The organism is Actinacidiphila sp. bgisy167 (assembly GCF_965342175.1).
Classification (GTDB): Bacteria; Actinomycetota; Actinomycetes; order Streptomycetales; family Streptomycetaceae; genus Actinacidiphila.
In genome coordinates, this window is sequence record NZ_CBDRBL010000002.1 from 51,421 (window position 1) to 77,039 (window position 25,619).

At 72.7% G+C, this 25,619-nt stretch carries 25 protein-coding genes; 13 read left to right on the forward strand and 12 right to left on the reverse strand.

What is annotated here, in order from left to right; genetic code table 11:
* Positions 1-7 precede the first annotated feature (7 nt).
* Positions 8-1,915 carry a molecular chaperone DnaK gene (gene dnaK, locus ACRWND_RS01270; RefSeq protein WP_431944882.1) on the reverse strand — a complete coding sequence of 636 codons (1,908 nt, stop codon included), beginning with the start codon at positions 1,913-1,915 and terminating at the stop codon, positions 8-10.
* A gap of 712 nt (positions 1,916-2,627) precedes the next feature.
* On the opposite strand from dnaK, the gene ACRWND_RS01275 reads away from it, so the two are divergent.
* Positions 2,628-4,256 (forward strand): PucR family transcriptional regulator, encoded by a 1,629-nt coding sequence (locus tag ACRWND_RS01275; RefSeq protein WP_431944884.1) that lies wholly within the window; start codon positions 2,628-2,630, stop codon positions 4,254-4,256.
* 678 nt (positions 4,257-4,934) lie between these two features.
* Complete coding sequence (gcl, locus tag ACRWND_RS01280; protein WP_431944886.1) at positions 4,935-6,722, forward strand: glyoxylate carboligase; 1,788 nt, start codon at positions 4,935-4,937, stop codon at positions 6,720-6,722.
* Between the two features lie 109 nt (positions 6,723-6,831).
* Here gcl and ACRWND_RS01285 read toward each other — a convergent pair whose 3' ends face one another.
* The 4 genes from ACRWND_RS01285 to ACRWND_RS01300 all read right to left on the reverse strand — a co-directional run bounded on the left by ACRWND_RS01285 (position 6,832) and on the right by ACRWND_RS01300 (position 10,375).
* Positions 6,832-7,377 carry an EF-hand domain-containing protein gene (locus ACRWND_RS01285; protein ID WP_431944887.1) on the reverse strand — a complete coding sequence of 182 codons (546 nt, stop codon included), beginning with the start codon at positions 7,375-7,377 and terminating at the stop codon, positions 6,832-6,834.
* A 127-nt stretch (positions 7,378-7,504) separates the two neighbouring features.
* Positions 7,505-8,230 (reverse strand): hypothetical protein, encoded by a 726-nt coding sequence (locus ACRWND_RS01290; RefSeq protein WP_431944889.1) that lies wholly within the window; start codon positions 8,228-8,230, stop codon positions 7,505-7,507.
* A 399-nt stretch (positions 8,231-8,629) separates the two neighbouring features.
* Positions 8,630-9,529, reverse strand: a complete 900-nt coding sequence (locus tag ACRWND_RS01295; RefSeq protein ID WP_431944891.1) for a 2-hydroxy-3-oxopropionate reductase — start codon at positions 9,527-9,529, stop codon at positions 8,630-8,632.
* Between the two features lie 15 nt (positions 9,530-9,544).
* Complete coding sequence (locus ACRWND_RS01300; RefSeq protein WP_431944893.1) at positions 9,545-10,375, reverse strand: TIM barrel protein; 831 nt, start codon at positions 10,373-10,375, stop codon at positions 9,545-9,547.
* A gap of 116 nt (positions 10,376-10,491) precedes the next feature.
* On the opposite strand from ACRWND_RS01300, the gene ACRWND_RS01305 reads away from it, so the two are divergent.
* From ACRWND_RS01305 to ACRWND_RS01330, 6 genes are all read left to right on the forward strand, one after another.
* Positions 10,492-10,743: a hypothetical protein gene (locus ACRWND_RS01305; protein ID WP_431944895.1), complete on the forward strand. Its 252-nt coding sequence runs from the start codon at positions 10,492-10,494 to the stop codon at positions 10,741-10,743.
* Positions 10,740-11,120, forward strand: coding sequence for a helix-turn-helix domain-containing protein (locus ACRWND_RS01310; RefSeq protein WP_431944897.1), 381 nt, complete (start codon positions 10,740-10,742; stop codon positions 11,118-11,120). Before ACRWND_RS01305 ends, ACRWND_RS01310 begins: the two co-directional genes overlap by 4 nt.
* A 248-nt stretch (positions 11,121-11,368) precedes the next feature.
* Positions 11,369-11,884 carry a 2-oxo-4-hydroxy-4-carboxy-5-ureidoimidazoline decarboxylase gene (gene uraD, locus ACRWND_RS01315; protein WP_431944899.1) on the forward strand — a complete coding sequence of 172 codons (516 nt, stop codon included), beginning with the start codon at positions 11,369-11,371 and terminating at the stop codon, positions 11,882-11,884.
* A complete protein-coding gene (uraH, locus tag ACRWND_RS01320; RefSeq protein ID WP_431944901.1) occupies positions 11,881-12,219 on the forward strand; it encodes a hydroxyisourate hydrolase in 339 nt (112 codons plus the stop codon). The genes uraD and uraH overlap by 4 nt, the downstream gene beginning before the upstream one ends.
* Before the next feature lie 7 nt (positions 12,220-12,226).
* Positions 12,227-13,114: a factor-independent urate hydroxylase gene (gene pucL / locus ACRWND_RS01325; protein WP_431944903.1), complete on the forward strand. Its 888-nt coding sequence runs from the start codon at positions 12,227-12,229 to the stop codon at positions 13,112-13,114.
* Positions 13,115-13,126: 12 nt separating this feature from the next.
* Positions 13,127-14,512, forward strand: coding sequence for an 8-oxoguanine deaminase (locus ACRWND_RS01330; protein WP_431944905.1), 1,386 nt, complete (start codon positions 13,127-13,129; stop codon positions 14,510-14,512).
* 67 nt (positions 14,513-14,579) lie between these two features.
* Here ACRWND_RS01330 and ACRWND_RS01335 read toward each other — a convergent pair whose 3' ends face one another.
* Complete coding sequence (locus ACRWND_RS01335; protein WP_431944907.1) at positions 14,580-15,578, reverse strand: hypothetical protein; 999 nt, start codon at positions 15,576-15,578, stop codon at positions 14,580-14,582.
* Positions 15,579-15,833: 255 nt separating this feature from the next.
* Between ACRWND_RS01335 and ACRWND_RS01340 the strand changes: the two genes are divergently transcribed.
* Positions 15,834-16,154: a nuclear transport factor 2 family protein gene (locus tag ACRWND_RS01340; protein ID WP_431944909.1), complete on the forward strand. Its 321-nt coding sequence runs from the start codon at positions 15,834-15,836 to the stop codon at positions 16,152-16,154.
* Between the two features lie 77 nt (positions 16,155-16,231).
* Here the strand turns inward: ACRWND_RS01340 and aceB are convergent, their stop codons facing one another.
* Together aceB and ACRWND_RS01350 are read right to left on the reverse strand one after the other, a co-directional pair.
* A complete protein-coding gene (aceB, locus tag ACRWND_RS01345; protein ID WP_431944911.1) occupies positions 16,232-17,854 on the reverse strand; it encodes a malate synthase A in 1,623 nt (540 codons plus the stop codon).
* A gap of 170 nt (positions 17,855-18,024) precedes the next feature.
* Positions 18,025-18,678 carry a nucleotidyltransferase family protein gene (locus tag ACRWND_RS01350; RefSeq protein ID WP_431945079.1) on the reverse strand — a complete coding sequence of 218 codons (654 nt, stop codon included), beginning with the start codon at positions 18,676-18,678 and terminating at the stop codon, positions 18,025-18,027.
* A gap of 61 nt (positions 18,679-18,739) precedes the next feature.
* Here ACRWND_RS01350 and ACRWND_RS01355 point away from each other — a divergent pair, with 61 nt between their 5' ends.
* Positions 18,740-19,405, forward strand: coding sequence for a histidine phosphatase family protein (locus ACRWND_RS01355; RefSeq protein ID WP_431944913.1), 666 nt, complete (start codon positions 18,740-18,742; stop codon positions 19,403-19,405).
* A gap of 158 nt (positions 19,406-19,563) precedes the next feature.
* Entirely contained in the window at positions 19,564-19,872 is a 309-nt protein-coding gene (locus ACRWND_RS01360; RefSeq protein WP_431944915.1) for a DUF5955 family protein, read from the forward strand.
* A 174-nt stretch (positions 19,873-20,046) separates the two neighbouring features.
* Here the strand turns inward: ACRWND_RS01360 and ACRWND_RS01365 are convergent, their stop codons facing one another.
* The 4 genes from ACRWND_RS01365 to ACRWND_RS01380 all read right to left on the reverse strand — a co-directional run bounded on the left by ACRWND_RS01365 (position 20,047) and on the right by ACRWND_RS01380 (position 22,686).
* The gene (locus tag ACRWND_RS01365) at positions 20,047-20,931 is read right to left on the reverse strand and encodes an LLM class F420-dependent oxidoreductase (RefSeq protein ID WP_431944917.1); all 885 of its coding nucleotides are present in this window, start codon (positions 20,929-20,931) and stop codon (positions 20,047-20,049) included.
* A gap of 170 nt (positions 20,932-21,101) precedes the next feature.
* Positions 21,102-21,338 (reverse strand): helix-turn-helix domain-containing protein, encoded by a 237-nt coding sequence (locus ACRWND_RS01370; protein ID WP_431944919.1) that lies wholly within the window; start codon positions 21,336-21,338, stop codon positions 21,102-21,104.
* A complete protein-coding gene (locus ACRWND_RS01375) occupies positions 21,338-21,823 on the reverse strand; it encodes a DUF2975 domain-containing protein (protein ID WP_431944921.1) in 486 nt (161 codons plus the stop codon). Before ACRWND_RS01375 ends, ACRWND_RS01370 begins: the two co-directional genes overlap by 1 nt.
* A gap of 98 nt (positions 21,824-21,921) precedes the next feature.
* On the reverse strand, positions 21,922-22,686 hold the full coding sequence (locus ACRWND_RS01380) for an IclR family transcriptional regulator (protein WP_431944923.1): 765 nt from the start codon (positions 22,684-22,686) through the stop codon (positions 21,922-21,924).
* A 260-nt stretch (positions 22,687-22,946) separates the two neighbouring features.
* On the opposite strand from ACRWND_RS01380, the gene allB reads away from it, so the two are divergent.
* Positions 22,947-24,308 carry an allantoinase AllB gene (gene allB / locus ACRWND_RS01385; protein WP_431944925.1) on the forward strand — a complete coding sequence of 454 codons (1,362 nt, stop codon included), beginning with the start codon at positions 22,947-22,949 and terminating at the stop codon, positions 24,306-24,308.
* Positions 24,305-25,414, forward strand: coding sequence for an allantoicase (alc, locus tag ACRWND_RS01390; protein ID WP_431944927.1), 1,110 nt, complete (start codon positions 24,305-24,307; stop codon positions 25,412-25,414). Before allB ends, alc begins: the two co-directional genes overlap by 4 nt.
* The last annotated feature ends 205 nt before the right edge of the window (positions 25,415-25,619 follow it).

A 25,619-nucleotide genomic window follows, 5' to 3' on the forward strand; every position in this document is an offset into this window, starting at 1 on the left:
GCACGCCTCAGTCCTTGTCGAACTCGGCATCGATGACGTCGTCGTCACCGCCACCGCCGCCCGGGCCACCGGCCGCGCCGCCCCCGGTGGTGTCCTGGCCGGGACCGCCCGTGGCAGCGGCGCCCTGATGGGCCGCCAGCCCGGCGAGCACCTGCTGGAGTTCGGAGGTCAGGGGCCGCGCGCGCTCCACACCCGCCTCTTCCTTGACCGCCGCCCGGGCGTCGGACACGAGCATCTCGGCGCGTGCCTTCTCGTGCGCGGGCGCTGCGTCGCCCAGTTCGGCGAGGCGCTTCTCGACCTGGTAGGCGACGGCGTCGAGCTCGTTGCGGGCGTCGACGGCCTCGCGGAGTGCCTGATCCTGGCCCCGGTTGCGCTCGGCCTCCTGGACCATGCGTTCGACCTCGCTGCGGTCCAGGTTGGAGCTCTCGCTGATGGTGATGCCCTGTTCCTTGCCGGTGTCCCGGTCACGTGCCTTGACGTTGAGGATGCCGTTGGCGTCGATGTCGAAGGTGACCTCGACCTGCGGTTCGCCCCGCGGCGCCGGGCGGATGTCGGTGAGCTGGAACCGGCCGAGCACCCGGTTGTCGGCGGCCCGTTCGCGCTCGCCCTGGAGGACGACGATGTCGACGGCGGGCTGGTTGTCCTCGGCGGTGGAGAAGGTTTCGGTGCGACGGACGGGGATGGTGGTGTTCCGCTCGATGATCTTCGTCATCACGCCACCGCGTGTCTCGACACCCAGCGACAGGGGTGTGACGTCGAGCAGCAGGACGTCCTTGACCTCGCCCTTGAGCACCCCGGCCTGGATTGCGGCGCCCAGGGCGACGACCTCATCGGGGTTGACGCTCATGTTGGGTTCCTTGCCGCCGGTCAGCCGGCGCACGAGGGACTGGACGGCCGGGATCCGTGTGGAACCGCCGACGAGGATGACCTCGTCGATGTCGCTCTCGCCGACCTTGGCGTCGGCCATGGCCTGCTGGACGGGTCCCAGGCACCGCTCCACCAGGTCGCTGGTGATCTGGTCGAACGTGGACCGCATGATCGTGTCGGTGAGATGCTTGGGGCCCGAGGCGTCGGCGGTGATGAACGGCAGGCTCACCTGCGTCTGCGTCACCGAACTGAGCTCGGTCTTGGCCTTCTCGGCCGCCTCGAACAGGCGTTGCAGGGCCTGCGGGTCCTTGCGCAGGTCGATTCCGTTCTCCTTCTGGAAGTCGTCCGCGAGGTGATCCACCAGACGGCGGTCGAAGTCGTCGCCGCCCAGGTGGCTGTCGCCGGCGGTGGAGCGCACCTCCACCACGCCGTCGCCGACGTCGAGGATGCTCACGTCGAAGGTGCCGCCGCCCAGGTCGAAGACGAGGACGGTCTCGTGCTGCTTCTTGTCCATTCCGTACGCGAGGGCCGCCGCGGTCGGCTCGTTGATGATCCGCAGGACCTCCAGACCCGCGATCCGTCCGGCGTCCTTGGTGGCGGTCCGCTGAGCGTCGTTGAAGTAGGCGGGCACCGTGATGACCGCCTCCGTGACCCGCTCCCCCAGTTGCTTGGAAGCGTCGTCGGCGAGTTTCCGCAGCACCTGGGCGCTGATCTCCTCAGGCGCGTACAGCTTGTCGCGCACCTTGAATCGCGCGGCCCCGCCTTCGCCCTCGACGACGTCGTACGCCACCGCCCTGGCCTCGTCGGAGACCTCGTCGAAACGCCGGCCGATGAACCGCTTGGCCGAGTAGATGGTGCCCTTCGGGTTGAGGATCGCCTGGCGCCGGGCCAGCTGGCCCACCAGGCGCTCGCCGGTATCGGTGAAGGCCACCACGGACGGTGTCGTGCGGTTGCCCTCGCTGTTCGGCACGACGTGCGGCTCGCCGCCCTCCCACACGGCGATCACCGAGTTGGTGGTGCCCAGGTCGATGCCCACTGCCTTGGCCATGAGGGACTCCTCCCGTTCCGGCGCCTGCGCCGACTCTCCGGATCACGTTCGTTCAGGTTCGGGTGGGACCTCCGCCGGTCATCTGCAGCCCGCCGATCCGCCCTACAGCCTCTTCGGAGACAGCGAGCCGATCAGGACGCCGGGGAGCGCACCGCTCGCAGCTTTGCGAAGGGCGGCCCTGCCGTGGCCCATCCCGGCCGATCACGCGCCCGACCACGGCGGGTCCTGGCCGGTGACGCCACTCTGTACGGGAAATCCGTGGTCAGGGAGGTGGTCAACGGCACGTGCGGCTTCCGGGTGCCTCGGGTGCGACGCAACCGACCCGCGATGCTTCCCGCTCATCGCCCAGCCTTCCTGACAGTCCGGACGGAGAGTCTCGAACACTTCCAGGGTGGCGCGCCGAGTGGCTCCACGCCTGCGCCTCACGAGTCGGATATGCACGGGTCCGGTTGCCCCACGAGTACGAAAAGAACCATCCGGATCTGAGGAGCCGGCCCGTGAGCGGGCACGCGAAACACCGCTCGCCTCCCTGTAGGGTTGGAGAGAACGGAGTGATCCCATGGTCAGCAGCCAGGCGCACAACCTGTACCGCCGGCGCTCCGACCGGGAGGGCAGCCCTCCGCGGGGCAGTACCAGGCGGCCCCCCAGGACCGCGGGGAAAGAGCCCCGCCCACCCGCTCCCGTCCCAGCCGGCCATGCCCCTCACGAACTGATGGCGCTCTCCCACGCCCTGTTCGACACCCCGGACGAAGGCGAGATCCTGCGCCTGGCCATGAGCCATGTAGCCGCCGCCGGGCCGTACAGCGCCGAGGCCGGATACCTCGAGGTGGACGGCGAGCTGGTCCCCAGCACGGGGAACGGGGAGATCCATGCCGCGGCCGTGGACTGCAGGGTGCGGGAGCTGGCCGGGCAGGACGGCCCTGTGACCGTACCCGGCCGGCCCTGGGGCCGGGCCCTGGGGCTACGCGGACTCGACAGGCTCCACGGCTACCTCGTGGTGACCTCCCGCTCCCGGCCCACCGAGGCCGAGTACTCCCTGCTCGTCACGCTCGTCCGGCACACCGCCGCCGCACTGTCGGTCGCCTTCGCACACCGCCGCCGACGCGAGGACGCGCTGGAACTGCACCGGCTGAGGGAGGAACGCACAGCCCTCCAGCGGCAGCTGATCTCGGTCGCGGCCGAGCTGGGGTATCAGCGCGTCGTTCACGCGCTCATGGCCGACGTCGCCGCCTCGGGCGGCGGCGAGGAAGCCGTCACCCGCGCACTGCATGGGCTCACTGGACTCTCCGCGCTGGTCGAGGACCGCTTCGGTCGACTGAGGTCCTGGACCGGGCCCAGCCGACCCGACCCCTATCCGGAACCGGACCCCTTGCGCCAGGACGAAATGCTGCGCGCTGTCGCCCGGGAGGCCGGGCCGGTGCGGATAAAGGACCGACTGGTCACCCTGGTCCGCCCGCACGGCGAGATCCTGGGCGTGCTGGCCCTGGTCGATGCCCGGAACGAGGCCGACGAGCACACCGTGCTCGCGCTGGAATACGCCGCCACGTCGCTCGCCCTGGAGCTGGCGCACCTGCGCGACCTGGCCGAAGTGGAGCTGAGGCTGCACCGCGAGCTGGTCGACGACCTCCTGGCAGGGGCGGACGAGGCGAGCGCCTACGCCCGGTCCGAGGCAGCCGGGTACGACCTGCACCGCAGTCACTACGTCGTCGTGGTGCAGCGGTCGGACCGGACTGCGGACGACTCCTTCGCGCAGACCGTGGGTCGGGCGGCCTCCGGCGTGGGCATACGCTCGCTGCTGACCCCACGTTCCGACCATGTCGTCCTCATCGCCGACGACAGGCCGCACGCCCGCGCGCTGTACGAGGCGCTCGCCCAGGAGACCGGGACACGGTCCGCGACGATCGGGGTGAGCGCCCGTTGCGACTCCCTGGACGACATCCCCCACCGCTACCAGGAGGCGCAGCGCGCCCTGGACGTGCGCCGCCACTCGCGCGAGCACTACGGCACGACGTTCTTCGACGAGCTCGGCCTCTACCGCATCCTCGGACCCGGCAACGATCACAGGGAACTGGAGACGTTCGTCAACGAGTGGCTCGGGCAGCTCATCGACTACGACTCCCGGCACCACACGACCATGGCGGAGACCCTGTCCCGCTACTTCGACTGCGGCGGCAACTACGACGAGACCGCCGAGTCCCTCGCGATCCACCGCAGCACGCTGCGCTACCGGCTCAAGCGCATCCGCGACATCAGCGGCAACGACCTCGCGAACGTCGAGGACCGGCTGAACCTCCAGGTGGCGACCCGAGTGTGGAAGATCGTGCTGGGCGGGTCCAGCTGATTCCCTGATGGAACGGTCGGGACCAGGCACGGACCAGTGATCGCCATGCCGGACTTCCGAATCCCCGTTCGTGCCGGTCAGGGACACGTGGGCAGGTGTACCAGCAGCCGACGGAGAATCCGCCGGCGACCGCCCACCCCTGGCCGGCCTCGGTGGTGCCGGAGGCGGCCGACTTCCGCACACCTCTTCACCTGCGAGAGCAAGAAAGTCGCACTTCGAGTGCGAGAAGCGCTCGGCCGCCTCGCCGCAGTTCTGCCTGGCGAGCCGCGAGCCCCAGCCCGCCTGCAGTACAGGGCGTGATCACGTTCCGAGAGGGCCGGGGTCGGTGATGCCCGGAAGTGCGAGTGCCGTGCCTGCTCTGCCGTGCACCCCAACCGGTCACGGCCCGGCCGACCACCCCATCCGACCACGGAACCCGTGCGCGCGGCGAGGCAGCCGGACGGGAGGACGGCGGTGGGAACAGGCGGTGCTGACCCAGTCCGAAGACCGTCGGCGAGCCGCTCAGCGGAGGCAGCGATCGGCCGCTTGCCCCACCGCTTTCGCATCTGCTTCTTGACCCGCCTGCCAAGGCACCTTATGTTCACAGTAGTTCCGCATGGCAAAAGAACTCTTCCGCAATGTGAAATGTGAGCCCCGGGCGCGACCACCTGGACCGCAGGACGACGCAGGAGTGACCGAATGCCTCGAATGACCGCCGCCCGAGCGGCAGTGGAGATCCTCAAGCGCGAGGGCGTGGACACCGCCTTCGGCGTGCCCGGTGCCGCGATCAACCCCTTCTACGCCGCCCTCAAGGAGTCGGGCGGCATCCAGCACACGCTGGCCCGCCACGTGGAGGGCGCCTCCCACATGGCCGAGGGCTACACGCGCACCGCCCACGGCAACATCGGCGTCTGCATCGGCACCTCCGGTCCCGCCGGCACCGACATGATCACCGGCCTCTACTCGGCGACCGGGGACTCGATCCCGATCCTCTGCATCACCGGCCAGGCGCCCACCTCGGTGATCCACAAGGAGGACTTCCAGGCCGTGGACATCGCGGCCATCGCCGCGCCCGTGACCAAGGCCGCCACCACCGTCCTCGAGGCGGCCCAGGTGCCCGGCGTCTTCCAGAAGGCCTTCCACCTCATGCGCTCCGGACGCCCCGGGCCGGTCCTGATCGACCTGCCGGTCGACGTCCAGCTCACCGAGATCGAGTTCGACCCCGAGACGTACGAGCCGCTGCCGGTCTGGAAGCCCGCCGCCACCCGCCGGCAGATCGAGAAGGCCCTCGCCATGATGACCGCCGCCCAGCGGCCGCTGATCGTGGCCGGCGGCGGGGTGATCAACGCCGACGCGGCCGGTCTGCTGGTGGAGTTCGCCGAACTCACCGGCACCCCGGTGGTGCCGACCCTGATGGGCTGGGGCGCCATCCCGGACGACCACGAGCTCAACGCGGGCATGGTGGGCCTCCAGACCTCGCACCGCTACGGCAACGCGACCTTCCTGGAGTCGGACTTCGTCCTCGGCATCGGCAACCGCTGGGCCAACCGCCACACCGGCCGGATCAACGTCTACACCAAGGGCCGCGCCTTTGTGCACGTCGACATCGAGCCCACCCAGATCGGCAAGATCTTCGCCCCCGACTACGGGATCACCTCCGACGCCGGCGCCGCGCTCGAGCTGTTCGTCGAGGTGGCCCGGGAGCTGCGGGCCGCGGGCGAGCTGCCGGACCGCTCGGCCTGGGCGGCGTCCGCCCGGGAACGCAAGGCGACGCTGCACCGCCGCACGCACTTCGACGACATCCCGATCAAGCCGCAGCGCGTGTACGAGGAGATGAACCGCGCCTTCGGCCCCGACACCCGCTACGTCACCACGATCGGCCTCTCCCAGATCGCGGGCGCGCAGATGCTGCACGTCTACCGGCCGCGCCACTGGATCAACTGCGGCCAGGCCGGCCCTCTCGGCTGGACCGTGCCGGCCGCCCTGGGCGTGGCGAAGGCCGACCCGGGGACGCCGGTGGTGGCGCTCTCGGGCGACTACGACTTCCAGTTCATGATCGAGGAGTTGGCGGTCGGGGCGCAGCACCGCATCCCGTATGTGCACGTGTTGGTGAACAACTCCTATCTGGGCCTGATCCGCCAGGCGCAGCGGGCGTTCGACATCGACTTCCAGGTCAACCTGGAGTTCGAGAACGTCAACTCGCCCGAGCTGGGGGTCTACGGCGTCGACCACGTCAAGGTCGCCGAGGGCCTGGGCTGCAAGGCGATCCGGGTCACCGACCCCGCCGACCTCGGTGCCGCCTTCGAGCAGGCGAAGAAGCTCGCGGCCGAGTACCGGGTGCCGGTGGTCGTCGAGGCGATCCTGGAGCGGGTCACCAACATCGCCATGAGCGTCACCAACGACATCGGCAACGTCGTGGAGTTCGAGGAGCTGGCCACCGAACCCGGCCACGCGCCCACCGAGATCATCCCGCTCACGAGCCCCTGAGCGCGCTCGTACGCCCTGCCACCGGCCGCCCCGTCCTGACCTCCCGGGCGCGGCGGCCGGGCTCCACGCGCACCTCCCCGAGGTGTCCGGCGCGCCGGCCGCTACCCGTTCAGAGCGGTCCGAACAGCCAGTTGCCGGGCGCCTCGGGGTCGGTGCCGATGTAGTAGGCGCGGATGGCCGCCACCAGGTCGGCCGTGCTCACGCAGCCGTCGCCGTCGGCATCGAGGCGGTTGAAGGCCGCCGCGATGTCGGTGCCGGGGGTGTTGAAGGCCCGTTGCAGGACCTCGAACTCCCCGCGCCCGACGCGGCCGTCGCCGTCGGTGTCGCACAGGTGGACGACGGCCTCGGCCGCCGGATGGAAGACGGGGTCGAAGGCGGGTCCCTCGATGAAGGCCTTGGTCATCCCGTGGTGGTATTCCACGGACGACAGCCGCCCGTCGCGGTCCGTGTCGGCGTACGCCGCCAGTTCCGCCCAGACGGCGTCCAGCCGCACCGCCACCGCCTTGCCCTTGGGAGAGGTGGGGGACATGCCGAAGCCGTGGATCAGCCGCGCGCCGACGTCCTGGAAGTCGGCGCGCTCGGCATATCCGTTGCCGTCCGTGTCCAGACGGCGGAAGGATTTGTCGAGCTTGCGCTTCAGAAGGGCCGTAGACATCGCTGCGTCCTTGACGTAGTCATGGGATTGCCGTACGGAGGGGAACCTCTCGATACTCCCCCGGGAGCGGCGGTCGCGCGACCCGAGTGACCACGGACGGTGAAGGGCTGGGCAGAGCTCGCGCGGCTCAGGGCGTGGCGCGGGGGCCCCTTCTGATGAGGATGTCCGCGGCGTTGTTGACCGGCTGAGGCGTTCCGGTGAGGTCCATGACGAAGAGCGGCACCCCCAGCCGGTCCGCGCGCAGGCGTGCGTCGTGGGCGTAGCCCGCCAGGGAGAAGAAGGCGCCGGCACAGTCCTCGTTGAGGCAGTTGAGCCAGAGGGTCTCGACGTCCCGCGGGGGAGTGGGCCGCGTCGCAGGGTCGACCTGGGCCACGACCCCGTCACCGCGCAGGTCGATGCCGTTGGCCGAACGGTCCCCCGCCGTGCGGACATCGGCGAAGCCCAGCCACTTCAGGTACTGCGCGGCGGCGGCGACCGCGTCCCGCGCGGTACGGATGGTCACCGGCCGGAACGGCGGCCGCGGCGCGGGCGCCGCCGGCCCCGGGAAGGCCCGCCGCGCCGGGGCGACCGGGCGCTCGGGCACCCGCAGGGCCCGGGTGTCCACCGGCAGCCGGACCACCGCCCCGCAGTCGCAGTCGAGTTCGGGCTGCGGCCACTGGTCGTCACGGCCGCAGTCCGGGCAGCGCATGGCCACCCAGGAGTCGTCCCAGGAACGGTGGCGGATCCGCAGCGGGATGCCGCCGCGCAGGATCGGCAGGGCCAGCGGCGTGCCGCAGGCGCAGGGGAAGGCGGGTGCGGTGTAGGCGTGCTCCCGGCGGCAGGCCGGACAGCGCACGGGCACGCTCTCTGCCATGGTTCGCGACTCCTGGGCGGTGCGGCGGCGGTCACCGGCGGTCCGGCGACGGCGGTCCGGCGACGGCGGTGCTCGCCGGGCGCGCGCCGGGTGCTCGGCGGTACGGTCCTGCCGTCCATCGTCGCGTACGAGGCGCCCCTCGCGCACCCGCCTTGGCGTCCCCGGTCGCGGTACGCGGCTGCCGGGTCACGCAGCGACCGCGTCACGCGACGACCGCCGCCCGGGGCCCGGTCCCGCCCCCGGCCCGGTCGCGGTCACCGGTCCCCGGGCGGGCCCGGTCCGCGCCGCCTCGACCTACCCCTCAGAAGCTCTCGGCGGCGCGGACGTTCGTGATCCGGGCGGCGGCGCCCCATCGGGCGCGACACGACAGGTCGGGGCGCCGCCGCCCGGAAACCGGGGTCAGCCCCTGGCCGGGAGACCGGACAGGCGCTCCACTCCGCGCAGCAGGGCGGAGTGGTCGAGGCCGCCGTCGCCCTGGGCCCGCAGCGAGGCGACGAGGTTCGCCACCACCGAGCCGACGGGTAGGGCGGCGCCGACGGTGCGGGCGGCGTCGGTGACGATGCCCATGTCCTTGTGGTGCAGGTCGATGCGGAAGCCCGGGGCGAACTCGCGGTCGAGGAAGTTGCGCTTCTTGCGGGTCAGCACCGTGGATCCGGCGAGACCGCCGTTCAGCACGTCCAGCGCCGCGCTGAGGTCGACGCCGGACTTCTCCAGGAAGACCACCGCCTCCGCGCAGGCCTGGATGTTCACCGCCACGATCAGCTGGTTGGCCGCCTTGACGGTCTGCCCGGCGCCGTGCGGACCGCACAGGACGACGGTCTTGCCGAGGGCGTCGAACAGGGGCCGCGCCTCGTCGAAGTCGGCCTGATCGCCCCCCACCATGATCGACAGCACCGCCTCGATCGCTCCCGCCTCGCCACCCGAGACGGGCGCGTCCAGGACGCGGATCCCCTTGTCCGCCGCCGCGGCGGCGAGGTCGACCGAGGTCTGCGGGGTGATCGAGGACATGTCGATCAGCAGGGTGCCCGGCCGGGCGTTGGCCAGGATGCCGTCCTCGCCGTAGGCGACGGCCTCCACCTGGGGGGAGGCCGGCACCATGGTGACGACGACGTCGGCCTCCTTCACGGCCTCCGCGACCGATCCGGCGGGCGTGCCGCCCGCCGCGGCCAGGCGGTCGAGCTTGTCCTGCTCAAGGGTGTAGCCGGTGACGGGGTACCCGGCCTTGATCAGGTTCTCCGACATGGGGGAGCCCATGATGCCGAGGCCGATCCACGCGACCCTCGGAAGTACGGTGGTCATGATGTCCTCTCCGGATCACTTGTCGGCGGGGGTGAGCCAGTCGAAGGAGGCGGCGCTGCCCTGCGGGCCCGGCTTGTACTCCAGGCCGACCCAGCCGTCGTAGCCGGCGTCGTGGAGCCGGTCCAGGAGGGCGGCGAGCGGCAGGGAACCCGTGCCGGGCGCGCCCCGGCCGGGGTCGTCGGCGATCTGGACGTGGCCGGTGCGGTCCGCGTAGGCGTCGATCACGGCGGGCAGGTCCTCGCCGTTCATCGACAGGTGGTAGAGGTCGAGCAGGAACCGGGCGTTGTCCAGACCCGTCTCGGCGTTGACCTTGTCGACGACCTCGACCGCGGCGGCGGCGCTCACCAGCGGGTAGTCCGGCGACTCCGGCTTGTTCAGGGCCTCGACCAGCAGCACCGCGCCGACCCGGTGGGCCGCGTGCGCGGCCCTGACCAGGTTCTCCAGGGCGAGTTCGTCCTGCGCCTCGGGACTCACGCCCTCCATCCGGTTGCCGTAGAGCGCGTTGAGCGCCGTGCAGCCCACGGAGCGGGCGAAGTCGGCGGCGACGTCGATGTTGGCGCGGAAGCGCGCGGACTCCTCGCCCGGCACGGACAGGGCGCCGCGGTCGGGGCCGGGGAGCTCGCCCGCGTAGAAGTTCAGCCCCACCAACTGGGTGCCGGCCTCCCGCAGGGCGTCCCGCAGGGCGTCGAGTTCGGACTGCGGAGGGGTCGGCATCCGGGTCCACGGCCACCACAGCTCGACCGCGGAGAAGCCGGCCGCGGCGGCCGCCGCGGGACGCTCCAGCAGCGGGAGTTCCGTGAAGAGGATCGAGAGGTTCACATCGAAGCGCGTGGAGTCGAAGCCCATCACATGCGCCCTTCCGTAATACGGAAACTTGTTTCTGCCTAACGGAAGTCTAGGAGCCGGACTGCGGCTGTCAAGGGGGATGTCCGGGCAAGCCCCTGACCAGCTAGGTTGAGGACGTGCGCTTGAGAGTCGAATTCACCACCGAGCCGTTCGACCTGTCCGAGCCCCCGCGCCACGCCGTGGTCGGCCGCGAGGTCCTGGAGACGGCCGGACTGGACGCCGTCGACGTCGGCCCCTTCGGCAACTCGGCGGAGGGCGGGACGGAGCAGGTCGTCGCGGTCGTCGGCGAGCTGCTGCGGCGCACCCTGGAGGCCGGCGCGACCAGGGTGTCGCTGCAAGTCAACGTCCTTCGGGAGGCGGACCGGTGACCGAGGCGGACGAGCATCCGTTCAGCGCGGCGATCAGGCCGCTCGCCGACGCGCTGGGCGCCGAACTGGTGCCCCCGGCCGAGGCGCGCGGTGACGACGTGGTGCTCAGCTGGGAGGGCGCGGAGGTCGTCGCCGTACGGCTCCCGCACCTCGCGGACTCGCTCGACCACATCCTGGCCGACCTCCGGCGCCGGCACGGCAAGGAGTTGTCGGAACTGGGGCGGAAGGAGAAGCAGATGATCGTCCGCAGCCTTGAGGAACGCGGCGCCTTCTCGGTGCGGCACGGGGTCGAGACGGTCGCCTCGGCGCTCGGCGTGAGCCGCTTCACCGTCTACAACTACCTCAACAGGGAGAACGCGGCGAAGGGCGATGGATAGGGCCGGCCCGGATCCCACCGGGCCCACTTTCACCAGCACCGGCACGCCACCAGCCCCGGGCGGCGCGCCCCCGTCCTCCTTCCCGGACCGAACCGGCGCCGGGAAAGATCGTTGGCGGTCTCCCCCTGGGGGCCTGCTCGCTGCCAGGGCCCCCGGCTCCGCGCATCCGGCGTCCGTCCGGGCGTCATGGGTGGCGACCTTTCAACAAACTGTTGACGTCGCATGGTGGACGCTTCTAGCGTGCCGTTGTGACGTCCCGTCCCTTCCCGGGCCTGGCCCGGTTCGACGCCTCCGGCGGACCGGAGGCGGCAGCGCTGCTGCGCGAGGTCTGCGCGAGCCGCTCCTGGGGCGCCGCCGTCCTGGCGGCCCGCCCGTACGGCACCCTCGACGCGCTCCTCGCCGCCTCCGACGCCGCCACGGCCGGCCTCACCGCCGACGACCTGGCCGAGGCGATGGCGGGCCACCCGCCGATCGGCCGTCCCCGCCCCGGCGACCCGGTCTCCGCCCGTGAACAGCGCGGCGTGCGGGACGGCCAGCGCGAGGAACTGCTCGCGCTGAACCTCGCCTACCAGGAGCGGCACGGCCACGTCTTCCTCATCTGCGCCACCGGCAGGACCGGCGAGCAGATGCTGGCCGCGCTCGAGGAGCGGATCGGCAACGACCCGGACACCGAGCGCGAGATCGTCCGCACCGAACTCGCGGGGATCAACCGCGTCCGCCTCACGCGCCTCTTCGGAGGCGCCGCTCAGGAAGACCCCCCATGACCTCCGTCTCCACGCACGTCCTGGACACCAGCCGCGGCCGCCCCGCGGGGGGTGTGCCCGTCACGCTCGCGGTGCGCTCCGGCAGCGACGCCGCCTGGGTGCCGCACGGCGCCTTTGAGACCGACGCCGACGGCCGCTGCAAGGACCTGCCCGACCTGCCGGACGGCACCACCCACGTCCGGCTGGAGTTCGCCACCGAGCACTACCTCGCCGACCGGGGCGGCGGCGCCTTCTTCCCGGAGGTGGCGACCGTCTTCGCCGTCGAGCCGGGCGAGCACTACCACGTACCGCTGCTGCTCAACCCGTTCGGCTACTCCGTATACCGAGGGAGCTAGCACCGACATGCCGTCCACCCGACTCGGCCAGAACCAGTACGGCAAGGCGGAGACCCGCGTCGTCCACGTCACCCGCGACGGCGCGACCCACCACGTCAAGGACCTGAACGTCTCCGTCGCCCTCTCCGGCGCCATGGACGACGTCCACTACCACGGCAGCAACGCCGCAGTGCTGCCCACCGACACCGCCAAGAACACGGTCTTCGCCTTCGCCAAGCAGTACGGCGTCGCGTCCGTCGAGCAGTTCGGCATCCACCTCGCCCGGCACTTCGTCACCAGCCAGGAGTCCATCGACCGGGCCAGGATCCGCATCGAGGAGTACGCGTGGGAGCGGATCGCGCCGGAGCACTCCTTCGTCCGCGGCGGCCGGGAGACCCGCACCACCGAGGTCGCCTACGACGGCGCGCGCTGGCAGATCGTCTCCGGGCTCAAGGACCTCGTCGTCATGAACACCACCGACTCCGAGTTCCGGGGCTTCGTCAAGGACCGCTACACCACGCTGCGCGAGACCGGTGACCGCGTCCTCGCCACTGAGGTCAGCGCCCGCTGGCGATTCAACTGGACCCGCGACGAGGACCCCGCCCCGCGGTGGCAGGAGTCCTACGCCGAGGTGCGCCGCCACCTCCTCGACGCCTTCGCCGGCACCTACTCGCTCTCCCTGCAGCAGACGCTGTACGCGATGGGGGACCGGGTCGTCGAGCACCGCCCCGAGATCGACGAAGTACGGCTCTCGCTCCCCAACAAGCACCACTTCCTCGTCGACCTCGAGCCGCTCGGCCTCGAGAACGACACCCTCGACAGCGCGGTGTACTTCGCGGCCGACCGCCCCTACGGCCTCATCGAGGGCACGGTCCTGCGCGAGGGCGCCGAGCCCCGCATCCCGGTGACGGACTGAGAGGCCCCGCCCATGACTGTCTTCGCGCAGCGCGTCGTCATCGAGAACTGTGCCGTGGCCACCGTCGACGCGCACGACACGGAGTACCCGTCAGGCCATGTCGTCGTCGCCGGCAACCGCATCGAGTCCGTCGGCCCGGGACCCGCGCCCACCGGACTGGACGGCGTCGTACGCAGGGTGGACGGCACCGGCCACCTGCTCACTCCCGGCCTGGTCAACACCCACCACCACTTCTACCAGTGGATCACCAGGGGCCTGGCCACCGACCGCAACCTCTTCGGCTGGCTCGTCGAGCTCTACCCCACCTGGGCGCGGATCGACGAGCAGATGACCCACGCGGCCGCCCAGGGCTCCCTGGCGATGATGGCCCTCGGCGGTGTCACCACCGCCATGGACCACCACTACGTCTTCCCGCGCGGCGCCGGCGACCTGTCCGGCTCCATCATCCGGGCCGCCGCCGGCATGGGTGTGCGCTTCACCCTCGCCCGCGGCTCGATGGACCGCGGCGAGTCCGACGGCGGACTGCCCCCGGACTTCGCCGTCGAGACCCTCGACGCGGCGCTGGCCGCCACCGAGGAGACGATCGACGAGCACCACGACGCCGCGTTCGACGCCATGACGCAGATCGCCGTCGCCCCCTGCTCGCCGTTCTCGGTCTCCACCGAACTGCTGCGCCAGGGGGCGGAACTGGCCCGGCGCAAGGAGGTGCGCCTGCACACCCACGGCAGCGAGACCGTGGAGGAGGAGCAGTTCTGCAAGGAGCTGTTCGGCATGGGGCCGACGGACTACTTCGAGTCCACCGGCTGGCTCGGCGAGGACGTCTGGATGGCGCACTGCGTCCACATGGCCGACTCCGACATCGCCGCCTTCGCCCGCACCCGGACCGGCGTCGCCCACTGCCCGTCCTCCAACGCCCGCCTGGCCGCCGGGATCGCGCGCGTCCCCGACATGCTCGCGGCCGGCGTCCCGGTGGGCCTCGGCGTGGACGGCACCGCGTCCAACGAAGCGGGCGAGCTGCGGACCGAGCTGCGCAACGCCCTGCTCGTCAACCGCCTCGGCGCCCACCGGGAAGCCGCGTTGACGACCCGTCAGGCGCTGCGGCTGGGCACATACGGGGGCGCCCGGGTGCTCGGCCGGGCCGAGCAGATCGGCTCCCTGGAGCCAGGGAAACTGGCGGACCTCGTCCTGTGGCGGATGGACACCCTCGCCCACGCCTCGATCGCCGACCCGGTCGCCGCGCTGGTCCTCGGCGCGCCGGCCCCCGTGACCCTCTCCCTGGTCGACGGCCGCCCGGTGGTCGAGGACGGCCGCCTGGTCACCGCTGACGAGGAAGCCATCGCGCGCGCCACCCGGGACGAGGCACGGCGGCTCGCGCGGATCGCCGGTCGGGCGGGCTGACCCGCGCGGCCGGCCGCGGGCTTCGGGGCGGTGCGGGACCTGGCCGCACCCGACCCGCCTGCGGTGTTCACGTCGAACGGCGCACCGCCGGGCCCCGCCCCTGGAGGCGGCCCTGCGCCTCGCGCAGGACCGCGCCGCCGCGGGCGACGGTGTAGAGGTCGGTCGGCACCGGCCAGCCCTTCTGCCCCGCGTGGTCGCCGTTGAGTCTGCGCGCCCACTTGCTGTAGTCGGTCTCCAGGCCGTTTCCGGTGATGCGGATGCCGGGCGGCACCATCCGGGCGGCGCCGGAGGCCGGTTCGGCGACCGTGTGCCTCAGGGTGATGAACAGCGCCTGGTTGGCGGGATGGTCCGGTCCCGCCGAAAGGTGCCGCGCGACGACCTCCCGGCGCACGGGCAGCCACAGCCGCAGCGCCGCCCGCGCCGACCGGGGGAGCGCGAACTCCTGCCGGGTCGCCGTGGTCCTGCCGGGCAGGTTCACGGTGAGCCGGATGCGGGACTCCCCGGCCGACAGATCGGTGACGTCGGCGGCCACCAGGCCCTCGCGGGGCACCGCCGTAGCCCACAGCAGCTCCAACGCCGCCAGCATCCGCAGCCGGTACGGCTCGCGGCGCGGCTCCCCGGGGGTGCTCAGCGCCCGGCGCAGCACGATGTGCCCGGTGAAGTCGAGCGGCTCCTTCGTGTGCTTGGACCACGGGCGCATCCCGCGGGCCTGCCAGGCGAACGCGGGGCGCCCGGCGGCCCGGTTGAGGTCGGCGACGCCGTCCATGATGTCGCGCTGGCTGGCGGGGGTGAGCGGGCGGCCGACCTGGCCGCCCCGGGTGCGGTAGCGGCCGGCCGCGATGCGGCCGAGCACGGTGTCCGGCTGACCCGGGTGGCCGAGAACGGCGTCGTCGAACAGGTCGTCGAGGCCGCGCAGGGCGTGCGGCGGGACGTCGGCGGCCGCGCGTTCCAGTACCGCGGTGGCCTTGCGCAGGCGTTGCTCCCGGGACCGGGAGGTGGCGATGGCCGGGTCGGCGAGGGCGCTTTCCAGCGCCGCACGCAGCTGGGGGAGGGCGGGCGTGTTCACCCTCAGCAGGGTAGGGGCGGGCGCCGACAGTCGGACACAGAGAGTAATGCAAGGGCCCAGACTTTCGTCCGCCCCCGCACGGGCTGCTGGGCGTGCCGCGGCGCCGGGCCGCAAGGGTCCCCGCGGTGTGGGCGAGGGGCCAGCGGTGCCGGTCCGCGCGGGTGAACGGCGGGCCGTGCACAGGGGCCGGGTAGCGCGGCAGGTCCGCTCGGGCGAGGCTGGTGCCACGATCCTTGAGCACAGGGAGCAGCAGCGATGATCCGCACCGACGCCCTCAACGAGCCCGCCGTCCGCGCCTTCGTCTCGGCGGTGAACTCCGGGGACCGGGAGGCGTTCGAGGCCGCGCTGGCCGAGAACGCGACGATGTCCGACGACGGCTCCGACCGCGACCTGAAGGAGTGGGCGGAGCGCGAGATCTTCGAGTCCCACGGCCACATGGACGTGCAGTCCCAGGACTCCTCGGGGCTCACCCTGATCGCGGACTACCGCAATGACGCGTGGGGCGAGATGCGCACGAAGTGGCGCTTCACCGTGGACGACGGGAAGATCAGCCGTTTCGACACCGGCCAGGCCTGAGCACGGCGTCGGGCCGGCCGGTCAGGCGGGCGAGCCTGACCGGCCGGCCGTCGCTCCGGGAGGGCGGCGGCCCCGGTTCAGTCGAGCAGTTCGTATGCCGGCAGCGTCAGGAAGTCGACGTAGTCCTCGTCGAGCGCCGTCTTCAGCAGCAGGTCGTGGGCCTGCTGCCAGCGTCCGGCGGCGAAGGCCTGTGCGCCGGTCTCCTCGCGGACGGCCGCGAGTTCGCGATCGGCGAGGGAGCGTACGAGGTCGGCCGTGACCTTCTCTCCGGTGTCGGCGAGGACCACGCCCGCGTTCACCCACTGCCAGATCTGGGAGCGGGAGATCTCGGCCGTGGCCGCGTCCTCCATCAGGTTGAAGATGGCGACGGCGCCCGAGCCGCGCAGCCACGACTCGATGTAGCGGGTGCCGACCTGGACGGCGTTGCGCAGCCCCTCGTAGGTGGGTCTGGCGTCGAGGGAGTCGACGGCCAGCAGGTCGGCGGCGGTGACGTGGACGTCCTCGCGCAGCCGGTCCTTCTGGTGGGGCCGGTCGCCGAGGACGGCGTCGAAACAGGCGCGGGCGATGGGCACGAGGTCGGGATGGGCCACCCAGGAGCCGTCGAAGCCGTCGTGGGCCTCGCGGTCCTTGTCGGCCCTGACCTTGTCGAAGGCGACGGCGTTGGCCTCGGCGTCGCGCCGGGAGGGGATGAAGGCGGCCATGCCGCCGATGGCGTGGGCGCCGCGTTTGTGGCAGGTGCGGACGAGCAGGTCGGTGTAGGCGCGCATGAAGGGGGCGGTCATCGTCACGGCGTTGCGGTCGGGCAGGACGTAGCGTTCGCCCGCGTCGCGGAAGTTCTTCACGATGGAGAACAGGTAGTCCCAGCGGCCGGCGTTGAGGCCGGAGGCGTGGTCGCGCAGCTCGTAGAGGATCTCGTCCATCTCGAAGGCCGCGGTGATGGTCTCGATGAGGACGGTGGCGCGGATGACGCCCTGTTCGACGCCCAGGTGGTCCTCGGCGAAGACGAACACGTCGTTCCACAGGCGGGCTTCGAGGTGCGACTCGGTCTTGGGGAGGTAGAAGTAGGGGCCCTTGCCCTTGGCGAGCAGGCGCCGGGCGTTGTGGAAGAAGTAGAGGCCGAAGTCGGCGAGGGCGCCGGGGACGGGTTCGCCGTCGACGGTGAGGTGGCGTTCGTCGAGGTGCCAGCCGCGGGGGCGCATGACGACGGTGGCGAGGTCCTTCTCGTCCGCCAGCGCGTAGGACTTGCCTTCAGGGGTGGTGAAGTCGATGCGGCGTTCGTAGGCGTCGATCAGGTTGACCTGGCCGCCGATGACGTTCTGCCAGGTGGGGGCGGAGGCGTCCTCGAAGTCGGCGAGCCAGATGCGGGCACCGGAGTTGAGGGCGTTGATGGTCATCTTGCGGTCGGTGGGGCCGGTGATCTCCACGCGGCGGTCGTTCAGCGCGGTGGGGGCGCCGGCGACCCGCCAGTCGCCCTCGCGGATGTGGGCGGTTTCCGGGAGGAAGTCCAGGGTGCCGGTGCGGGCGATCTCGGCGCGGCGTTCCCTGCGCTTGGCGAGGAGTTCGTCGCGGCGCGGCGTGAACCGGCGGTGCAGTTCGGCGAGGAAGGCGAGTGCCTCGTCGGTCAGTACCTCCTCGGCGCGCGCGACGGGGGGTGCGGTGTCGGCGACGACGGCGTGCGGTGCGGGGCCTGGTGCGGACATGTCCCTGACTCTCCTCTTGCCGGTGAGGGGTGGCGTGCGGCCGGGGGAGCCGGGCGGCCGCCGCGCCCCGGTCGGCTCGGGGCGCCGGTCCGGGCGGGGGAGGGCCGCGAGGCGCGCCGACCGTACGGGCGCTTCTGCTGTGTGGAGCATAGTTTCTGCATTGCGGAACTTCAACGTTCTGTGGTATTCGGTGCCGGGGGCTCCGGCCGCTCCGGCGGCGCCGCCAGCAGCCGGAGGTCGTCCGGGGTGTCGATGTCGGCGGGATCCGCGACGTCCCCGCACTCGACGTGCACGATCGCCTCCGCGTGCCGCCTCAGGTAGGAGCGTGCCCCCCGGTCCCCCACCGCACTCGCGGCGATCGGCGGCCAGTGGGCGGCGCCCAGCAGGATCGGGTGGCCGGGCCTGCCGCCGTAGGTGGCACGGGCGAGGGTGCGCGGCGAGGCGCAGGCGGCGGCGACCCGGGCCACCGCCGCGGCCCCGATCCCCGGCTGGTCCACCAGGAGCACGACGACGGCCGGCGCGCCGGTGCCCGCCAGCGCATCGAGGCCGGCGCGCAGCGAGGAGCCCATGCCCTGCTCCCAGTGCGGGTTCACGGTGACGGCGTAGCCGTCCAGGGCGGCCTGCCGGCGCACCTGCGCGGCCGCCGCGCCCAGCACGATGTGGACCGGGCCGCAGCCGCCGGCGCGCAGCGTCGCCGCCGCGTGCTCGACCAGCGGACGGCCGCCGTACTCCAGCAGCGCCTTCGGGCGGCCGCCCAGCCGCCTGCCCCCGCCTGCCGCGAGCAGCAGCCCGGCGACGGCGCCCGTGCCCGCGTCGCGTTCCACGCCTCCTGGATGTCTCACGCCTCCTGGATACCGCGGACGGGGGAGTGGGGAAAGGACTGGCATGACGAGCTGGATCATCGCCGTGCGGCACGGCGAGAGCGAGGCGAACGCGGCTTTCGCCCGAGGCAGGTCCCTGCCCGGGGTCCGGGACGCCGACGTGGCGCTGACCGCGCTCGGCCGGGAGCAGTCGGCGCTGCTCGGCCGCGATCTGCTGGCCCTGCCCGACGCCGAGGCGCCCGGCCGGGTCTGCTGCTCGCCCTTCGTTCGGGCCCGGCAGACCCTGAGGGCCGTCCAGGAGGTCCTTGTGGCCGCGGGCGGCGCACCGCTGCCCGTCACCTGTGACGAGCGGCTCCGGGACCGCCAGATGGGCCTGCTGGAGCTCCTCACCCCGGAGGAGATCCGTGAGCGCTTCCCGGAGCAGGCGCGGCGGCGCGAGCGCGAGGGTGAGGCCGTGTACCGCCCGCCGGGTGGGGAGTCGGTGCGGGACGTCGAGGCCCGTGTCCGGGACTTTGCGGCGGATGTCGTCGCCCGTCCGGGGCCGCCGCTGCTGGTCGTCACGCACGACGCGGTGGTGCTGGCGTTGTGCGGCCTGCTCGGGACGCCGCCGCCCGGCGACGCCCGTGTGGTTAACGCCTCGATGGCCCGCTGGTGGCGTGCCGGGGGCGGTTGGCGGCTCGTGGACTGGAACCGGGTCGCGGCCCGCGCGGGTGGCGGCGGCGGGGTGTGACGGGCGGCGCGCGGTCGGAACGGATTTCGCTCTGTGTGTAGCGGGGGGAGCGTTCCGTCGCGTTTAATGTCCTCCCCGACAAGGCGGGTCGGATGGGGCCGGCCGGCCTGGGGGATGACCGGGGCCTACTCGTGGGGGACGTATCAGTGGTGAAGGACATGACTGCCCGTGTGGCGGTCGACGAGGGCGGCAGCCTCGACCCGCGGGTGACCGCCCTGCGGGCCGCGGTGGCCCGTTGCCGCCGTGAACTTGCCGGGTACCGCGCCGACTTACCGGACCGGCGCATCGCCGAGGACGAGCTGACGGCGCTGGCCGCCGCGGCCGCCGCCGGTGTCCCGGACGTCCTGCGGCTGCGCCGCGGCCTGCTGGTGATCGCCGGATCGCTCGGCTCCGTGAGTGCGCTGGCCGGCGCCCTCGCCGAGGTGCGGGGGGCCATCGAGCTGTTCGGCGCCCCGCGCCCGCAGTGACCCGGGGCGCCGCCGCGCCCTGTCGTCCGGGCCTTTGCCGGTCCGGTCGTCCACGGCCCGCGTCGTCGGGGGCCTGCCATGAGGACGCCCGGCCCTCGCGGGGGCGCGGTGCCGGGCCGGGCGTCTTTGCGCGGGCGGCTGGGGGAGCGGCCGTGACGGCGGGGCCGGGGCCGGTCAGCCCCCGAGCTCGGCCAGCCGGGGCACGGCCGGAGCGCAGCGGCTCTCGATCCAGCCGGCCGGCTCGGCGTCCGGTGGCATCACGATGACCGTGTCGACGCCGAGCGCGGCGTAACCGGCCATGTCGGCGACGAAGGCATCGGTGTCACCGCTGCGGAGGGAGTCGCCGGCGAAGAGCAGGGTCTTGCGGATCCGCGCGTAGTCGCGTCCGGCCTCGTCGCAGTGCGCCCGCAGCACCTCGAGCTTGTGCGCGACCTCGGCGGTCGAGGAGGCGAAGAGGTTGCAGGCGTCGGCGTAGCGCGCGACCAGGCGGAGCGTCTTGCGCTCGCCGCCGCCCCCGATCATGATCTCCGGGCGGGGTGTGCTCACCGGGGCCGGGTGGCCGAGGGTCTCCGCCAGGGAGTAGTGCGTGCCGTCGAAGGGGCCGTCGTCGTCCTGGTCCCACATCTGCAGGCAGATCCGCAGCGTCTCCTCCAGCCGTTCGAAGCGCTCCGCGAGTGGCGGGAAGGGCACGCCCAGGCCCAGGTGCTCGCGTGCGTACCAGGCCGCCCCGAGGCCGAGGGTCGCCCGGCCGCCGGACAGGACGTCGAGGGTGGTCGCGATCTTCGCCAGCAGGCCGGGGTGGCGGTAGGTGACCCCGGTGACGAGGACGCCCAGCCGGACGGAGGAGGTGCGGGCGGCGAGGAAGCCCAGAGTCGTGTAGGCCTCCAGCATCGCGGCCTCGGCGCCGCCGTTGTTCTCCATTTGGAAATAGTGGTCCATCACCGACAGCCAGCTCGCGCCGGCCGACTCGGCGGCCTCACCGGCGGCGGCGAGCGCGGGCGCGAGGCCGGCGGGTCCCGCGGGGTGGTCGAACTTCGTGAGGTGCAGTCCCAGTCGCATGGTTCCACCGTCCGTCGTGGTCGCTACGGTGACGACCGTAGGTCGTGGAGTGCGCTCGAGGTCAAGCAGCCGTGGCTGCCGTCACCCCGCCGGGCGCACGCCGCCGTCACCCCGCCGGGCGCCGCCGTCACCCCGTGCCGACCCGGCGCGCCCGGCCGGGGGCGTGGGCATCAGACCGTTCGCGCGTCGGCCGTCGCGGGTTCGTCGGCCTCCCAGCGCAGCAGGTCGCCCGGCTGGCACTCCAGCACCTCGCAGAGCGCGGCGAGGGTCGCGAAGCGCACCGCCTTGGCGCGGCCGTTCTTGAGCACGGCCAGGTTGGCGGGGGTGATCCCGACGCGGTCCGCGAGTTCGCCCACGGACATCTTGCGTCTGGCCAGCATCACGTCGATGTCGACGGCGATCGGCATCAGATCACCTCGGCCAGTTCGTCCCGCATCCGTGCGGCCTCGACGTCGCGGGCGACGGCCTGGGCGAGCAGCATCCGCAGCACGAGCACGATGAGCGCGACCCCGAGGACGGCCACGCCGACGCCGCCCATGATGACCGTGACACCGGGGTCGTCCCGCTGGCCCGGCGCATTGAGCAGGGTGACAGCGAACCAGACGAGGGCGGCCGCCACGATGGCGCCGATCATGACGTCCACGTAGCGGAAGGCGGCGTGGGAGAACACGGTGCCACGCCGCACCATCGCCACCAACCGCCATACGCAGACCAGGGCCACCTGGGCCGCCACGAGGCCCAGGATCGTGACCAGGCGCAGCGGGGTCAGCGGGAGCGACCCGTCCTCCGGGTCGGTGGCCAGCGCCCACACCATCAGTGCCTGTATGCACACCGAACCCGCGAGCAGCACCGCGAGCACGGCACGCAGCGCGAGCAGCGTCAGCTTTCCCATTGCCTCTCCCTCGATCGTCCTTCGATGGAAAGCTATCGACTTTCGATAGGTGAGGCAAGAGCTGTACCCGCTGGGGCGAAAGGTGGTGGTGCCCGGGGTCAGGCGGCGCCGCTGCCGGTCAGTGCGGCCGACAGACTCCGCGCCACGCCTTGCAGCACCGGCACGATCTTCTCGACGGCCGCCTCCGTGACCCGTCCGGCGGGTCCGGAGATGGAGATGGCGGCGGCCGTGGGGGAGTCGGGGACCGTGACGGCCAGGCAGCGCACACCGACCTCCTGCTCGTTGTCGTCCACGGCGTAGCCCTGGGCGCGGATGCGCTCCAGCTCGGCGAGGAAGGCGTCCGGGTCGACGATGGTCCGCTCGGTGGCCGCCGGCATGCCGGTGCGGGCCAGCAGGGCCCGTACCTCCTCCGGGGGGACGTGCGCCAGCAGGGCCTTGCCGACGCCGGTGCTGTGCGGCAGGACGCGCCGCCCGACCTCGGTGAACATCCGCATCGAGTGGCGTGAGGGGACCTGGGCGATGTAGACGACCTCGTCGCCGTCGAGGAGGGCCATGTTGGCGGTCTCGCCGGTGGCCTCGACCAGTTCCGCCAGATAGGGGCGGGCCCAGGTGCCCAGGAGGCGGGCCGAGCTCTCGCCGAGGCGGATCAGCCGGGGGCCGAGCGCGTAGCGGCGGTTGGGCTGCTGGCGCACGTAGCCGCAGCCGACCAGGGTGCGCATCAGCCGGTGGATCGTGGGCAGGGGGAGCCCGCTGCTCGCGGACAGTTCGCTGAGGCCCACCTCGCCGCCCGCGTCGGCCATCCGCTCCAGCAGGTCGAAGGCGCGTTCGATGGACTGGACGCCCCCGGCGCGGTCTGACGCCACGTTTCCTCCCCAGGCGGACGGTGGTGAAAGCGCAGCCTACCGGCCCTGACCAGGCAGGCGACGCCGTGAGCGGCGGTCGTGGGGCGGGCGGTGGCCGTCGGGCTACGGAAAGCGCATTCCATTGGACGGAATCCTTCAACTGTACTGCGGGGACGCCTCGCGGTGCCCCCGGGGCGGGGTTGACGTGGCTCGGGGGCGGGCGGAGGATGCGGTTCAACAGAACGTTGACGTCCTGGGCGTTTGTCGGGGAAGGGGAGCCCGTGTCCGAGGCCGCTGACGGGATCGAACTCGTCCTGCGTTCACCGCGGGTGGTCACCCCGCACGGCGAACGCGCCGCCGACGTGGCCGTCGCGGGCGGCCGGATCGCCGCCGTTCTGCCGTACGGGGGCGAGCCCCCGGCGGGCGCCCGTCTGGTCGACCTCGGCACGGACGCCCTGCTCCCCGGCCTCGTCGACACCCACGTCCACGTCAACGAGCCCGGCCGCACCGCGTGGGAGGGCTTCGCGACCGCCACCCGGGCGGCCGCGGCCGGCGGCGTCACGACGCTGGTCGACATGCCGCTCAACAGCGTCCCGCCGACCACCACCGCCGCCCATCTGGAGGTCAAGCGCGCCACCGCCCGCGGCCGGGTCCACACCGACGTCGGGTTCTGGGGCGGCGCCGTCCCCGGCAACGCCGGCGATCTGCGTCCTCTGCACGACGCGGGGGTCTTCGGCTTCAAGTGCTTCCTGCTGCCCTCCGGGGTCGACGAGTTCCCGCCGCTGGCCCCGGTCGAACTGGAGGCGGCGATGCGGGAGATCGCCCGCTTCGACGGCCTGCTGATCGTCCATGCCGAGGACCCCCGGCTCATCGACGCCGCCCCGCCGCCCTCCGGCCGGGCGTACGCCGGATTCCTCGCCTCCCGTCCCCGCGCCGCCGAGAACGCCGCCGTCGAGGCGCTGATCGACCTCGCCCGCCGTGTGGACTGCCGGGTGCACGTCCTGCACCTGTCCTCCGCCGAGGCCCTGCCCCTGATCGCCGCCGCCCGCCGCGACGGCGTACGCCTGACGGCCGAGACCTGCCCGCACTACCTGACGCTCACCGCCGAGGAGGTCCCGGACGGCGCGACGGTGTTCAAGTGCTGCCCGCCGATCCGCGAGTCGGGCAACCGGGAGGCGCTGTGGCAGGGCCTGCTCGACGGCACCGTCGACTGCGTCGTGTCCGACCACTCGCCCTCCACCGCCGACCTCAAGCATCTCGACACCGGGGACTTCGGCGCGGCGTGGGGCGGCATCTCCTCCCTGCAACTCGGCCTGCCCGCGGTCTGGACCGACGCCCGCCGGCGAGGCGCCGCACTCACCGACGTGGTCCGCTGGATGGCGTCGGGCCCGGCACGCCTCGCCGGGCTCAGCACCAAGGGCGCCGTCGCCCCGGGCCACGACGCCGACTTCGCCGTCCTGGCGCCCGACGAGAGCTTCACCGTGGACCCGGCGGCGCTCCACCACCGCAACCCGGTCACCGCCTACGCGGGCCGCACCCTCACCGGGGTGGTGCGCAGCACCTGGCTGCGCGGGGAGCAGATCGCCGGCCACGGCGCGGCCGCCCACCCCTGCGGCCGCCTCATCGCAAGGGAGAACGCATGACCGCCGTCCCCCGGCACACCGGCGCCGCCCAGCCCTACGGCGGAGGCGACCCCTACGCCGACTACCGGGGCGCCGACCTGTCCTTCACACGTCTCGTCGACCTCGCCGACCGGCGGCTGGGCGCCGCGGTGACCGCCGCCAGCGACGAGTTCTTCGCCGAACGGGAGAACCTGCTCGTCCCAGGACGCGCGGAGTTCCGACCCGGGCACTTCGGACACAAGGGCCAGGTCATGGACGGCTGGGAGACCCGCCGCCGGCGCGGCACCGGCCCTGACAGCCCGCACCCCGGCGACGCCGAGCACGACTGGGCGCTGATCCGCCTCGCCGCCCCCGGCGTCGTACGCGGCGTGGTCGTGGACACCGCCCACTTCCGCGGCAACCATCCCGCGGAGATCGCCCTCGAGGCCGTCTGCGCACCGCTGTCCGCCGCGCCCGCGGACCTGCTCGGCGACGGTGTGCGGTGGACGGAACTGGTGCCCCGTACGGCCGTCGGCGGCCATGCCGCCAACGGATTCGAGGTGGCCGTCGAACGCCGCTTCACCCACCTGCGGCTCAAGCAGTTCCCCGACGGCGGCATCGCCAGGCTGCGCGTCCACGGCGAGGTCGTCCCCGACCCGGCGTGGCTGTCCGCGCTTGGCACCTTCGACCTGGTCGCGCTGGAGAACGGCGGCGCCCCCGAGGACGTCTCGGACCGCTTCTACTCCTCCCCGGTCAACCTCGTCCTGCCGGGCAGGTCGCACCGCATGGGCGACGGCTGGGAGACCCGCCGGCGCCGCGACAAGGGCCACGACTGGGTGCGCTACCGCCTCGCCGGGCAGGGCACCGTCCGCGCCGTCGAGATCGACACCGCCTACTACAAGGGCAACGCCCCCGGCTGGGCCGCCCTGCTCGGCCGGGACGGAGAGCACGGCGACTGGTTCGAGATCGTGCCGCGCTGCCCCCTGCGGCCCGACACCGTCCACCGCTTCGTCGTCGACGTCCCGCCCGCCACCCACGTACGCCTGGAGACCTACCCCGACGGCGGCGTCGCCCGCCTGCGCCTGTGGGGCTCGCTCACCGAAACGGGCGCCGCCCGCCTGGCCCGGCGCTGGGAGGACCTGGCCTGAGCGCCCGGGACCGCGGCGCCGACCGCCCGGCAAGCGGCATACGGGGACGCGGTTTTGTCGGGGCACGCCGCGCGCCGCAACATCGCCTGCACCGTCGGTACGAACGCAAGGCAGGACACTTCCTCGCGTTCGCCGGCATCCCCGCCGCTCTGATCTGCTACCGCAGACTTGTGAAGGTCATCACCTCGACGTGATCCGTAGAGTG